Raw genomic sequence first — 14,604 nt, 5'->3', positions numbered from 1 at the left:
CCGAAAACACTATTTTCGCTCTTTTTCTCTGTTGCTGGAATTCGCCTCACATGACAAAAAATATCCATAAGCATCGCATCCTTATTCTGGATTTTGGTTCGCAATACACTCAACTGGTAGCACGCCGCGTGCGCGAAATCGGCGTTTACTGTGAGCTGTGGGCCTGGGACGTTAGCGAAGAGCAAATCCGCGAATTCAATCCAAGCGGCATCATCCTGTCCGGCGGCCCGGAAAGCACGACCGAAGCCAACAGCCCGCGTGCGCCAGAATACGTGTTCACCGCCGGTGTCCCGGTGCTGGGCGTATGCTACGGCATGCAGACCATGGCGATGCAGTTGGGTGGCCAGGTAGAAGGTTCCAACGAGCGTGAGTTCGGTTATGCACAGGTAGAAATCACTACCGAAAGCGCATTGGTTCGCGACATCGAAGATGCCCTGAGCCCGGCTGGCAAACCGCTGCTGGACGTGTGGATGAGCCACGGCGACAAAGTCACCGCTATCCCGGCTGACTTCGTGACCGTTGCCAGCACCGATACCTGTCCGTTTGCCATTATGGCCAACGAAGAAAAACGCTTCTACGGCGTGCAGTTCCACCCGGAAGTGACCCACACCCGTCAGGGCCAGCGCATGCTGGAGCGTTTCGTACTGGATATCTGCCAGTGTGAAGCCCTGTGGACCCCGGCCACCATCATTGAAGATGCGGTTGAACGTATTCGCCAGCAGGTGGGTGAAGATCACGTGATCCTCGGCCTGTCCGGCGGCGTAGACTCTTCCGTTACCGCCATGCTGCTGCATCGCGCCATCGGCGAACGCCTGACCTGCGTGTTTGTCGACAACGGCCTGTTGCGCCTGAACGAAGCCGACCAGGTACTGGAAATGTTTGGCGACCACTTCGGCCTGAACATTGTTCACGTGGCGGCAGAAGATCGCTTCCTGAGCGCACTGGCCGGTGTTGACGAGCCAGAAGCCAAGCGCAAGATCATTGGTCGCGTGTTCGTTGAGCTGTTCGACGAAGAAGCCTGCAAGCAATCTGAAGTTAAATGGCTGGCGCAGGGCACCATCTACCCGGACGTGATCGAATCCGCCGCTTCTGCCACCGGCAAAGCGCACGTGATCAAGTCGCACCACAACGTGGGTGGCCTGCCGAAAGAGATGAAGCTGGGTCTGGTCGAACCGCTGAAAGAGCTGTTCAAAGACGAAGTGCGCAAAATTGGTCTGGAACTGGGCCTGCCGTACGACATGCTGTTCCGTCACCCGTTCCCGGGGCCAGGTCTGGGCGTGCGCGTGCTGGGTGAAGTGAAGAAAGAGTATTGCGACCTGCTGCGTCGCGCCGATGCCATCTTCATCGAAGAGCTGCACAAGGCCGATCTGTACAACAAGGTCAGCCAGGCATTCACCGTATTCCTGCCGGTCCGTTCGGTTGGCGTGATGGGCGATGGCCGTAAATACGACTGGGTTGTTTCACTGCGCGCAGTGGAAACCATCGACTTTATGACCGCGCATTGGGCGCACCTGCCGTACGATTTCCTCGGCCGCGTCTCCAACCGCATCATCAACGAAGTGAATGGCATTTCCCGCGTAGTTTATGACATCAGTGGCAAGCCACCGGCTACCATTGAGTGGGAATGATTTGACGTCTGGCAATAGCCTGCACGTATAAGCAGTAAAATATCTCTAAGCCCGCGTAACTGCGGGCTTTTTGCGTTTTCGACCTCGCACTATCTGGCAAGTTTTCGCATCGCCAAGCCCCCCGTTTTTATGGCATGGTAGATGGTACAATCTGACTTTAATGCCATGTTCGGCACTCGAAACCATGTCGCTCCTAACCAGATAGGCATGGTATCTATTTAAATTAATATATTGATTTATAATATTTTTATTGGTTTTGTGCGATGAGGGGCCATGGTGTTTTCTAGAGGAAACCTGACCCTGCTGACCGATACCAAGCTGCGTAACATCAAGCCGAAAGACAAGCTCTACAAAGTGAACGACCGTGACGGCCTCTATGTAGCCATCACGCCTGCGGGGTCGATTTCATTCCGCTACAACTACTCGATCCACGGCAGGCAGGAAACTATCAAGCGAAGGCAATTGCTTAATCCCAGCATGCTGTTATGAATAAAGGAAATTCGACCATGAGTGAAGAGTGGATTCTCCAGACCAAGGAAACCCGCAGGGTATTTTCCAACGCGGCGTGGGTTCCTTTGAGAGCGTTAGTTGAGAGCAAGAAAGGGGATCTAAAAGAAGTAGGCTATGTCAGTGAATATTTCGGCTGTGGCTCTGTTGCATTCCCGTCAGAGCATCGCCAGTTAGTTGAAGAACGTCTTGGATGGAGCGACATAGGCATTGGGCACACAGTCGCGCCTTATGCGTACGAAGATGGATATTATGCTTCCATTGACCAATATCAATACAACGATAAAGAGCCAATAGGTGTCAATCTAGTTTATGAACACCCGCAACCTGTTGTTGGTGGTAGAAAATGGATACTGAGCCCTGATTTGGTAGTCGCGCTGCACTTGGTCAAAGAGGGGGGCAACTGGGTCAGACCTGAAGAAAATTTCGTTGTGGTAGCTCGCGAGACAGTGAGTGAAGATGGCGAGTATCGTCAGATAGAAATAAAAAGAGAATTTTTACTCGACTATCTAGCAGCCAGAAATCTGTCGCTCCGCCTTTCATACTACCGACAGAGGGTAGAAAACGTCCCCGTATTCGAGGACAGCGTATATTCAAATTTGCAGCCTCACAATGAGGAAAGAGATAACGGTAAATTCACCCTAATCCTTCGCAAGCTTGATGACGTCTTTGGGGGACGCTGGGCGATGTTTCGAGCCTGGCGAACGGACGTAGATGAGGGTGAAGACGCCCCTGTGATGGGCCCTGAGAATGACTCGAACACTGACTATGAAAGTTCAAAGGGGCATCGTGGAGGCTATAAAGGTGTACGGGTAGAGGGGGAGTTTTGGCGTGAGGAATGGATAGACCACCAATCAAAAAGCCTACGCGTTCGTGGAGATGCAGATCCGAACCTCCCGCAATTCATCGTGGAAACCGATGGAACGCGAATGAGATCAGCAGAGCTTGATAACGAGGACATAGGCCGCTGGCTATGGTTTCGGGTCAGCGTCGTGAATGAGCTTCTCAATAGTCGAGGATTTAAGTTGGCGTGGTACACGGCTGAAACTGGAGCTATTAATTCCACATCAGGATATAAAACGCATTTCGGGATAAACAGTTCGGATCTTATCACCGTATATGCTTATGACATCGCACGACTCGCCCCATGGGAGCAGCATGTTTGGGCAGGGCATAATGTAGCTCCTGAAGGAAAGGTTTCAAGTGAGCTGCTGGACGCGCAGGTGAGGGCGAAGCCGGCATCCACATATGCGGTTGAAGAAATGTTTTTTGGAAGCATGAGGCTTTTGGAAGACGGCTTCAGGCATAAATACGAAATATCGCTGTTCACCCATGATATTGATGACTCCGAAGTAGGGCAGCAAATATCCAGGTTTGCAAGCAAAGACAGAGAGACCCTACTCAGACTAGCCAAGGACATCATTCGCGTATTCTCGGACAGGCTCAACGTAACCGAGCTACGTAAGCTTTCTACACACCAAGAGAAAGCCAAGCTCGGCTCAAACAAGTTACTCCAAAGTATTTTGGCTGAGAAAATTGGAGATGACAAAGCCAAGAGAGTATTTGCTGAGATTGCCGGTGCTTATGATATGCGAGTGGGAGATGCACACCCTACAGGCTCAAAGATAACAGACGCGATCAAGCTCGCGGGTGTCGATGAAGAAGACTCGCCATTGAGGCAGGGAGAGCAACTCATTCACAACGTTGGGCGAGCGATTTGGCACACAGGGAAATTCTTGTTCGGCGAGACTGATGAGTCGGACGAGTAGCAATGACTGCTTCTGGCCGGTTTCTGTCAGTCCTGACAAGCGGTACTGCCAGGAACGTACGGATTTTTAGTGTCCTGAGCAGGCTATTCTTAAGGCTTAGGGCATCCGTGAACTATGGGGGATTGATGAAAGACCGTAGTCACGATGAGGCAATGGTCGAGCTTTTCCAGGCCGATCCATCTTATGCGGCGGAGCTGCTGGCAGAGGGTGTTCAGGATGGTAGCACGGATGAGTTGTCCACCTTGGAGAGGCAGCTATCGGTAGCGTTTGCCGCGAGAGAGGTTAATTCGACTTCTTGAATTTACTGGGTATGGTATTTCTCATGGTGTTTAGATTTTTTCTTGTATTAACTCCTTGCTATATAAATGTTTTAATTTTCTATTGATGATTGAGTGGGAGTGAGTATGTTTTTTAACGTATTGATTATATGGAGTTAATCGAGGATTTCTGATGAATGTGGCTGCATCATCAATGGCTTTTTTATGACATTACACATTCATTTTGACCGCCGGCATCGCGATACCATGTGAGGCCGGCACGAATGTCATGGTATCGGCAACTTGGTGCATTTCTAGCCTCATTGTTGATAGCATTTTCTGCTGAACGGCTAGGCGATACATACACAATGAAAATTGCAGAACATATCAAGCAATCTCTCGATGCTGCCGATCGGAACGAGCTGGACCAGGCACTGCTGTCTGCGTGCATTGCTATTGACGGCACGGCCAAGAGAACGTACGCGGAGGAAACGGCGGTTGGCGTTCGATTCCGTAGATTTATCAATGATCACTTGGATGTAATCGAGTTAATGTTTGGGGGACTGAATCTGCAGGAAACAGTTTTTCCGTTTAAGGATGTAAAAGGGAAAATCGGAATTGGATTTGCGGATATCATTTACGAGAAATTTCGTTGTAATCTTGCTCATGGAGAAGAGTTACCAGATGGATACGGTGTTTCTGTTCAAATAGCCAATGGCCATCAGCAGTTTCTTATCGATTTAGAGAAGCAGTCGATGACTCTGCCGCAGAGCGCAATTTATGCACTGGGTCTGGTGTGTGTCTTGGCGCCTATGAACAGCGATCAAAAGATTGGGAGCAATCTCTACCACTACCGAGATCCAATTAACGTGTACGTGGTCGATCGTTGGTGGGGGAAAATCGATTGTGCAAAGAAAATCATGGACTTCGATGCTCAGATTCGCGTGAAAATGGATTTCACGACTGTCTAGTCAAGTTATTGGGGATTTTTTCAGAGTCTGAACTATGACTTTGGAGAATTACAAACGACCGAATTAGGGCAGAGCAGACGGTTGGTATACATCACGCGCCAGATCAACTTGCGGCTGTTTCATTTCGGGGCATGGCATTTTTCGTAGCAGTACCCAACCATACATTACCTACCATATGTTTTTTCGATAATTGTTTACTTTATTGACGATAGAATGGGGGTGGTTTTTTATAACAAATTGATTTTATTTGATAAAAAATGCCATTAATGATGTCTTCATCATTAATGGCATTTTTTGGCAGGTTGAAAGCATGTGATGGGAAAAAATGATGTCATTTCCTGAAGAATAATTTGTATATGTTTTTGATATGGTGTTGTTCAAAGCTTTCGCGGTTGTATTTTTAGCGCAAACTTTACAGTTCAATCTTCTTTGGCATGAAATGTGAGGTTAAATACCTTTTCCCCGGTTTCCTGTATTTTGCATTCAGCTTCACATAGAGCCGATACAGGCTGATTATGCTGGAATACATGTAGAAAATGCTGAGCGACAGCGAAAGCTGTACGAGGGGTGACTTTGGTTCCTGGCATTGTGATGTTGAATTGATGTTGCCTATCGAAATTTTCTTCGGGTTCACGGAATCTGAATTTTATTTCAAACACGATTTTGGCTCCTACATTCATTGCGTCTTCAAAGTGGCGTTTCTCTAGTTCTGCGACGAACATCGGCTCCGCCGCCTTCATAGTAATTTTTGTGATAATACCTATTGCGAGAAGTGCCAGAGATTCTGCCGCGTCTTGTTCATCGGGTTTCCAAGCGTCCTTCCGTTTGACGTTCCCGTGAAAATAGAAACCCCGTTTTTCGACTAGATGATTAATAATGTCATCTGCTTTTGGTTTCGTAAAAATGAGCTTCGCCGTATCCGAGTTCCGATCGTTCTTTGCTGGAATTATATCTTTGATGGCAAGCTCAACAATATTACTAAATTCTTGGTTTGATTTTAGCGCAGCTTGCAAGCTTGGTGTTTTAAATTGACCATTCCCATACAGGGATTCGATCAACAGGAATGAGTAGCGGAAGGAATTTATGAATTCCTGATTTTTAAGCATTTTACGAGCGCTTTTTACAAAGGCAACTTCAAATCTCGGCCCATCATATTTCTCAGCAGCCATAAGCGCCCGCGTAAACATATCGAAACTGAGAGGCAATGCAGAATCATGCCTGCCCATTGATATACTCTTTATGGATAGTCGCGTTTCTTCTTCCGGGGTTTCTCCTTCATATTTTGCCTCAATTTCCTCTGTTATGAGTTCAATATCATGGAAGCATTCGAGAAATGTGGCCGCGTTATCGAGTTGACGCTTCACGAATGCCATACGTTCATCGTTCCCGGTTATCGTTGTCATAGCCTCATAAGGGGCTCGTTTCTGAAAGCTCGGTGCGTATTCCAGAGGCTGCTTCTCGAAAGTAAGTTCAATAGCGTTGGCGTAACCACTCTCTTCAATGATGCGGAACTTCCCACCTTGCATTGGGATTTCCCAATGATCGTCAATGATGATTTTGCGTTTGAACGGGACAATGTAACGAATTCTCACGGGTAAAGTCCTCAAACCTTATCGTTAAAGAATGGAATGATATCTGGAAGGGGTATTTTTAGCATTACTGAAAATTAAAGTTATTGGACTGCCCCCACCCAAGTGGGGGCAGTCCAACTATAGATCAGGAAACGCATTTACTTCAACGGATTGCGTAGGTGAATGTGGCTCGGGTTGCGTGCTCGGTATACCATGGCAATCAAGAGTTCTGTTAGACTGCGTTTCGAATCTTCAGAGAACGCCTCGGCGAGACAGACGTTTTTTTGAAAGCGCGAGGGCTGGGTGGGCAGTTGGCGTCCATCTTCCAACCAAATGCGGCAAAATCGTAAAAGGAGTCGAAAGAATTCATGAAGAAAAAGCTGCAATTGGCACTCAACAAGTACAAGCCGATCCCTCCTAAGCTTCAAGGGGAGAGCGAAGAGAATCCGAAAACGGTTATTGATCTGGACCTTGCCGCTCTCTATCACCACTTTTACTTGGACACCTACGGCACTCAGCCCCCGAATCCGGATCCTGCCCAGTTTGAGCACATGAGATTCCTAGTGCCTGACGATGAGCTTCGATTTCAAGGTGAGGGGGTGGGCGCTTCAACCAATGCCAAGCGAGCCAAATCCAGCGAGATGGGGCAGGCATTCTGTCGCTGGTTCCTGCATGAGCATTTGGGAATTAAATACTTCGCACATTTGGATCGTTTGATCGATGAAACAAGCGAGAATTTGCATGGATTTACTTTACAGCGTACCGCGCCAGGCGATATGCCTGACTACCTGTGCAGTGACGGGGCAGGCTCCGTCGTACTTGCAGAGGCCAAGGGACGCTATACCTCAGTGGGGTTCCACACGAAAGAGTTTGGGGATTGGAGGAAACAGTTCACGCGGGTTCGGGTGTTGGACGGCAAAGGCGAGGCTGTTTGGGTAAAAGGCCATATCGTGGCCACCCGCTTTGCAACCGAATCGAAACCCAAGGTTCAGACCAAGTTGTTCGCAGAAGACCCCATCACAGAGGGCCGGGAGCCGTTATCGGGAGAAACTGCACGCAGCCTCTCCGGACAAATAATCGGAAGCCATTACGGTAATGCTCTGATGAAAATCGACCAACCCCATTTGGCTCTAGCCATTAGAAGATCAATGCGTTTGGAGTCGCAAATCGGAATTCCAGTAACCGTCTGGAAGTTCGCCTTTGAAGACCAACAGCGATACTTCGTAGGAGGCTACTACGCCAAAGAAACCAACGAGCCGTTAATTGACTTAGAAAACGGGCAGACCACATACCGCAGCAGGGATCCCTTCAGGCTAGGCGTGCACTCAGGGACGTTTGTGGGCGTTGAGCTTTCGGTCTTCGAGCACTTGGTCAAGGTTGCTCGAGGTGATGCTCGTCTGTTGGATGGCCTACCGGAGGTCGAGCCCATTAGGGAGATTTACAGCGGAATAAGCATGTTGCGAGACGGCTCAGTTATCGGACCGTTGTCAATGTTCATGCCTGTCAGCTCACGTCGTTACTAAGCGCGAGTTGCCTATCTCGATGAGTCTTAAAGCACTAAAGGGTCTTGCTCGGACGGCTGCTGATGGCCGATTGGAGTCGATCCCGATAGGTAACAAGCGGTCATCTTGCGTCTAGGATATTGATCATTAAGTCCGGCAAAAAACGTAGGGAGTCTTTATGTCTGAGATAACCGAGCCAACCAGTCAGGTTTTGCTATGCTCAAATTGCTTCACTGATGAAGGGTTGCAGATAGACGCTGCAAAGCATGGTTTTGAACAACAAGGCGAATGTCCAAATTGTAAAAGTCCGGATGGGCAGAAGCTGACCCGAGACCAGATTTTAAGTCTGGCGTGGCGCTTCTTCGTGAGCGGAACCACTGTCCGTTGTGACTATGGCGCAGCGCCAGTAATTCAGTTCAACGAGAACCATTACGGCCAATGCGACATTGCCCCGTCAACGTGGCTTAAGAATGACGTAAAGATTATCGAGGAGGCCGCTAAAATTGGATTTTTCCATTACGGTCCTCGATTGTGGATGGTCGGAGAAGTCGAGCCGCTAAAGAGGCTTCAAGATCCATCGACACGCCCACAGATCATCGAACGTATCCTGAGAGAATATCCTGAATCAACGCTCAGCCAAGGCAACAAATTTTACCGTCTTCGTGTTAACCCTGAACGACCAGCTGATTCGTCCGAGTATGACAGCCCTCCTGTGGATTTGGCTGGCAGAGGTCGTTTGGATTCTCCGGGCTTATCTGTAATGTACGGATCGCAAGACCTTGATGTTTGTATTCATGAATGCAGGGCATCAACGGAGGATGAGCTTTTTGTCGCAACTTTAAAGAATCAGCAGGATCTGCGGATACTGGACTTGACTCATGCTTTGGAAGAAACAGAGACCGAGTTTGAAAGCGTGGATATGGCAATCCATATGCTTTTTCTTGCTCGGTCTCACTCATATGAAATCGCCCGTGACATAGCTCTTGCTGCTAAAGAGGCTGGTTTTGACGGAGTAAGCTATCCGTCCTTTTTCAGCCTTATTCGTACTGGTATCCATCCTTTCGAGACGGCTTATGGCTTGTCGCTTCGACGTTTCCATCCGGAAAGGGAGCAATATGTTGAAGCAACTACCATTCGTAATCTTGCCCTATTTGGTAGGCCTGTGGAAAAAGGCTTGGTCAGTGTCGAATGTATCAATCGTCTAATCCTTACCCAAGTTGGCTATCGTGGGCATTTTGGACCAGTTGAGTATTGAGTTTTTTGGATGAGGGGAATAGAGGGCAAGTTTATCTGATGGGATGACTGTTAGCCTATGGCCGATTTCTGTCAGCTGTTATAGGCAGTATCGGCCACTATAGGGCGGTCTTGTAATGGACTGAGCAGGCTATTCTATCATGAACTAGTGGCGATTGATGAAAGACCATAGCCACGATGAGAAAATAACAGAGCTTTTCTAGGTCGAACCGTCTTATGCAGTGGAGCTGCTGGCCAAGATTGTTCATAATGGTAATGCGGATGTGTTGGCAATCCTAAAGAGGTTGATATAGGCCGCCTTTAACACTAGAGAGTCTAATCACACTTCCTGAACGTTTTTACTGTGCATGGTATTTGTCATGGTTTTTTAATTATTAAATTTCTGAATTGTTTATTTTATAATGAATTTGTTTTCATATTAATAATAGAGTGGGGGTGAGGTTTATTTTCAATTATTTGATTTAAGTATATAAAAATAAGCCATTAATGATCTTCTTGTATCATTAATGGAATTTTGCATGGAATGTGAAAGGTATGTGTTGGGGAAACACTGATGCCATGACTTGAAGATTAGTTTGTATGTGATATTGATACTGTGTTTTTTGAAACTTCCTTGGTCATATTCTTTTACGCAGCCTTTTGCGTTCAATTCTCGTTGGCATGAAATGTAAGTGTAAACACCTTTTCTCCGGTTCTTTTTACGATGTCGTACTGATGCTTTTTGTTGAAGGTTTCTTCTGGCTCACGGGATCTGAATTTTATTTCGAACAGGATAATGGAGCCTGCATGCTTTGCGTTTTCAAAATGGCGCTTCTCTAGTTCTGTGACGAACATCGGCTCTGCCGCCTTCATGGTAATTGTTGTGATAATACTTATTGCGAGAAGTGCCAGAGATTCTTTCGTGCATAGCGGCACGGGAAACGTGTAGCGGTATTAGGCGCAGCTATTTAGCGGCTCTGCTAGTTTTACATCATGTCCTTCTGGCAGATTTCCCGGATTTCGCAGCAGCAGCCAGCGGCCAGGAAGTCAGGTCATATCAGCGGCAGTGAGTGTCTGAGTTTAGGTTTTCGCAAACATAAAACTAAAGACTTTCACTGCCGTTTTTTATTATTTCACGCTAGTGCGTGACAACCTAAAATATGTGCGTTTTCTGAAAATCCCCTATTAATATTTCGTGCTAAACTCTCCCGCCACCATGAATTAAGTGTAAGTGCCGAAAATTTAATAGAATAAGTCAGTGTCTGAAATCTGAAGTAATATAGTAAATAATACATTTATTATTTGCTATGGCTTGGCTGTGCCTCTGATTTTGATATTGCAAATGACTCTCAGAGAAAGGTTATGTTGGTCAATTATCGGTTGGTGACATGTCACATATAAAGGTATTCATTGGTTGTTACTGCTGTTATATGTTATTTCTAGGTTATATATTTGGTGCTTGAATGTGTAATCTCAATGTGTAAATACGGTGACGGCGTTAACTTCGTGTGAATGTTATGTATATTAAAAAAAGAGTTAAAAATAATGATGAGTATATCGAAAGACTTACCGAGCATGCTTCTGCATAAATCATACCGGCGGCTTATTTGCCGCGTTGTGATACACAGTTTATTTCCAGTCCTTGCTCTTCCTGCCTATGCCGCAGAACTGCCTACCCTGCCGTCTTCCACATCCTCCTCTGCCGAACCTCAGGGTGAGCAAAAAACGGCACGTTGGCTGACAGATGTGGCAGCGGTAGCCGCCAGTCAACAGCGGAATGAGGCCGCGCAACAATGGGTTGGTCAACGTGCTTCTTCTGCGTTAGCTGACAGCGCCGAGCGCTGGTTAAGTGGCTATGGCAACGCGCGAGTCGGGTTGGGGTTTGATCAGCATTTCCATTTTTATGGCAGCAGCGCCGATCTGCTGTTTCCGCTCAATGACACCCCGTCGCGATTAATCTTTACCCAATGGGGCATTCACGATAAAGACGATTATACCACGGCTAACCTGGGGGTTGGTCAGCGCTGGTTCGGTGCGGAACAGATGATGGGGTATAACGTATTTCTCGACCAGGAGCTGCGTAATAATCATTCCCGCGTGGGTGGGGGTATCGAATATTGGCGAGATTATGTGAGGTTATCGGCCAATGGGTACCTGGCGCTGACCGGCTGGAAAGCCTCGAAGACGTTAACTGATTACCAGGAACGCCCTGCGTCGGGTTATGACATGCGCAGTGAAGGGTATTTGCCGGCCTGGCCGCAACTGGGCGGCAAACTGATTTGGGAACAATATTTTGGTGATGAGGTGGCCTTATTTGGTCGTGACCGGCGGCAACGTGATCCTTATGCCGTGACTGCGGGGGTCAATTACACCCCGGTCCCCCTGGTAACGAGCGGGGTGGATTACAAGCAGGGTAAGAATGGTACCAATGAGACGGTACTGAATATGCAGTTCAATTACCGTTTCGGTGTTCCCTGGTCGCAGCAGATTTCGTCAGAAGCGGTCCGGCAGCGTCGTACCCTGTTGGGGTCGCGACTGGATTTTGTCGAGCGTAATAATACTATGGTGATGCGCTATAAAAAGAGTGAAGTCATCAAGCTTACGTTGCCCAACCAGATTGATGGTGTGGCGGGCAGCGTCCAGCTATTACCGGTCGGCGTGGAGGCGAAATACGGGCTGAGTCATATTCAATGGCGCAGTGATGCATTAATTGCTGCCGGGGGAAATATTCAGACGGTGAGCCCGTTGCAATATCGGATTTTGCTTCCTGCGGCTGCCGGGGTTTATCCGGTACAGGCGGTGGCTTATGACCGGCACGGCAACGCGTCCGAGTCCTCGACACTGAACATTATCAGTTCCGCACAAACCTCACCGCAGTATCACTTCTCTTTAAGCAGCAATAATCAAACGGCCTACAATAACGGCAATGACCCGATTGTCTGGACGTTTGCGGTCACTGACGAGAAGGGCGCCTCGCTGGAAGGTTACACGGCAAAATGGGATCTCGTCGAAGGTAACGCCAGATTGGCGACAGCGGTGGGTCAGTTGGACAAGAACGGCAAAATGCAAAACAGCCTGTTCAGTACTGCTGTTGGCAAGGTGAAGCTCAGTGTGTCGCTGTGGGACAGCACGGGGAAACAGCGTGTTGGAGAGCAAAGCGCCAATAAAGCGGCAAGCTTCGTGACCCCGGGGCACCCTGCTCTGCGTGTTCAGCCGGATAAAGTCTATCAACGACCGGATGGGAAATACGCAATCGACTGGAAAGTGCATGCTTATGACAGTGCCACCGGCCGTAAAGCCGATAAAGGGCTGGGGGGATATACCTTGCAGTGGAGCAGTGATGCAGGTGCGTTTACCACCCCGACCACGAAAACCGACGCGAATGGCGACAGCACCAATACGGTGGTTAATGCCATTGAGGGTGATGTCACGGTCAATGTTAGCCTGGTCGATGCCGAAGGGGGCTCACTGACCCAGGAGAAAGATGACTCAGCCCAGTTTACCCGGCAAGAATATCAGGTGACGCTGCACCCGGAGCCGAGTGAGGTCATGGCAGACGGAGAGGAAAAGATAACCTGGACGGTCACGGTACGGGATAAAGCTGATCGGGTTATCCCGAAGGCGCACGTCAAGTGGGAAACCACGCTCGGGACGTTAGTGGATATAGAAGGTGAAACGGACGCCCGGGGAGAGAGTCAAACCACATTAACCAGCCAGGACAGTGGCGAAGCCGGTGTGAAGGTCAAAGTCTTTGATGCTGACAATAAGCTGTCGGCGACGGCGACGGGAAAAGGCAATTTCCTGGGTTACCGGTTACAGCTTACGCCCGCGATAACCCAGGCAGTGGTCGGGGGAGAAGGCATTGTCTGGACGGCCGAGGCTAAAAACAGCCGGGGTGAAGGACTGGGCGAAGGGTATCGGGTGAAATGGGGCATTGTCAGCGGGCAGGGGAAACTGCAACGCCCGACGGAGAGTGTGCTTGATGGCAGCGGCAAGGCGGTCAACACGTTAACCAGCGATGTGGCGGGGAATGTGGTGCTGAAAGCCAGCCTGCTGAATAAGCGTGGGAAGGTGGTCAGCGAGGAAAGCGGGCAGGCGGTATCTTTTGTTGATAAAGGGCAACTCACGCTGACATTAACCCCGTCGACGGTGACCGCGAGTGCGGATGGGAAATCTCCGGTGGAGTGGCAGGTTAGCCTTGCGGAGGGGCAGCAGCGCAAACTGCCAGAGGGATACTCTCTGGCGTGGAGCAGCAGCCTTGGGCAATTGCAAGCAAGCACGACACCTGTGGTTGATGGAAAGGCGAAAAATACGCTGACCAGCGGTGCCAAAGGGTTAGCCAATGTTACGGTTACACTGCTGGATAAAAGCGGTAGTGAACTGAGCAAGGCAGTCAATGAAGAGGTGTCGTTTGTCGATTATAAGTTTACGACGGATGATTTAGCGCACCTGTGGGTTGAATATTATAACGGGGGAGTGGCCGGTAGCGGCACTTACGTCCTTCTCGATAATGGCAGTGGCAAGCCACGTCCGGCTGAGGGATACCGTGTTCATATAGAACTCGTTCCCAAGGGGAATATGAATGTTGCCTTCGGCAACGGCCAAACAACGCAGGATGTCATCGTGAATTCGAATGGCCTTGTTAGCACCAATGGTTTTCACTTGACTATGGCCGGGGAGTTTGACCTGATTTATGAGATCTATGACCTCAAGAATGTGAGGGTTGCCAGGGAGTCAAGAACGGCCCGGGTGAGAAAAATGATTGACCGTTTTACCCTGACCCCTTCGCAACAGACGTTGAAGGCTGATGGCAGTGATAGCCTTACCCTGACCGCCAAGGTGATCACGACAATTAAGGAGTCCGAGTTTGAGGCTGAGGCAAACAGCATGCCAAGTTTTGCTAAGGTGGGGATCAAACATTGGGACGAAGCTTTCCCCGGCCAGGAAATCGTCATGAAACCCGCTGGACTATGTGACGGAGCCTATCATGATAAAAACAAAAAGGTAGAAGGTGGTGTCATGGTAATACAGTTTCAATGTGAGTTTATAGGGGCGAAAGTTGGCTCAGCTGACATTGGAGTTAAATGGGGTATACCGATTTCGGAGGAGTATGACAACTACAAACAAGTGGTGAAAATTACGGTTGTTAAGCCCTAAATAGCTGTT

Annotated in this window: 7 protein-coding genes and 1 pseudogene; 7 read left to right on the top strand and 1 reads right to left on the bottom strand. The window is 48.7% G+C overall.

Annotated features, from left to right (window positions below):
• Positions 1-50 precede the first annotated feature (50 nt).
• From guaA to BEI65_RS06555, 4 genes and pseudogenes are all read left to right on the top strand, one after another.
• A complete protein-coding gene (gene guaA, locus BEI65_RS06570; RefSeq protein WP_099062654.1) occupies positions 51-1,628 on the top strand; it encodes a glutamine-hydrolyzing GMP synthase in 1,578 nt (525 codons plus the stop codon).
• 300 nt (positions 1,629-1,928) lie between these two features.
• Positions 1,929-2,078: pseudogene (locus BEI65_RS06565) on the top strand (Arm DNA-binding domain-containing protein); the annotation flags it as partial.
• A 56-nt stretch (positions 2,079-2,134) separates the two neighbouring features.
• Positions 2,135-3,904, top strand: coding sequence for a hypothetical protein (locus BEI65_RS06560; protein ID WP_099062653.1), 1,770 nt, complete (start codon positions 2,135-2,137; stop codon positions 3,902-3,904).
• A 625-nt stretch (positions 3,905-4,529) separates the two neighbouring features.
• Complete coding sequence (locus tag BEI65_RS06555; RefSeq protein ID WP_099062652.1) at positions 4,530-5,132, top strand: hypothetical protein; 603 nt, start codon at positions 4,530-4,532, stop codon at positions 5,130-5,132.
• A gap of 419 nt (positions 5,133-5,551) precedes the next feature.
• On the opposite strand, the gene BEI65_RS06550 is transcribed toward BEI65_RS06555, so the two are convergent.
• Positions 5,552-6,724, bottom strand: coding sequence for a hypothetical protein (locus tag BEI65_RS06550; RefSeq protein WP_099062651.1), 1,173 nt, complete (start codon positions 6,722-6,724; stop codon positions 5,552-5,554).
• A 347-nt stretch (positions 6,725-7,071) separates the two neighbouring features.
• Between BEI65_RS06550 and BEI65_RS06545 the strand changes: the two genes are divergently transcribed.
• From BEI65_RS06545 to BEI65_RS06530, 3 genes are all read left to right on the top strand, one after another.
• The gene (locus BEI65_RS06545; RefSeq protein WP_099062650.1) at positions 7,072-8,226 is read left to right on the top strand and encodes a hypothetical protein; all 1,155 of its coding nucleotides are present in this window, start codon (positions 7,072-7,074) and stop codon (positions 8,224-8,226) included.
• A 157-nt stretch (positions 8,227-8,383) separates the two neighbouring features.
• Positions 8,384-9,460 carry an RES family NAD+ phosphorylase gene (locus BEI65_RS06540; RefSeq protein ID WP_099062649.1) on the top strand — a complete coding sequence of 359 codons (1,077 nt, stop codon included), beginning with the start codon at positions 8,384-8,386 and terminating at the stop codon, positions 9,458-9,460.
• Positions 9,461-10,983: 1,523 nt separating this feature from the next.
• A complete protein-coding gene (locus BEI65_RS06530) occupies positions 10,984-14,595 on the top strand; it encodes an inverse autotransporter beta domain-containing protein (RefSeq protein ID WP_157765435.1) in 3,612 nt (1,203 codons plus the stop codon).
• Positions 14,596-14,604 lie beyond the last annotated feature (9 nt).

Origin of the sequence: Serratia sp. BW106, assembly GCF_002607755.1 — a bacterium.
Taxonomy (GTDB): domain Bacteria; phylum Pseudomonadota; class Gammaproteobacteria; order Enterobacterales; family Enterobacteriaceae; genus Serratia; species Serratia proteamaculans.
The sequence above is the reverse complement of the archived record's forward strand: the minus strand, read 5'-3'. Positions and strand labels throughout refer to the sequence as shown.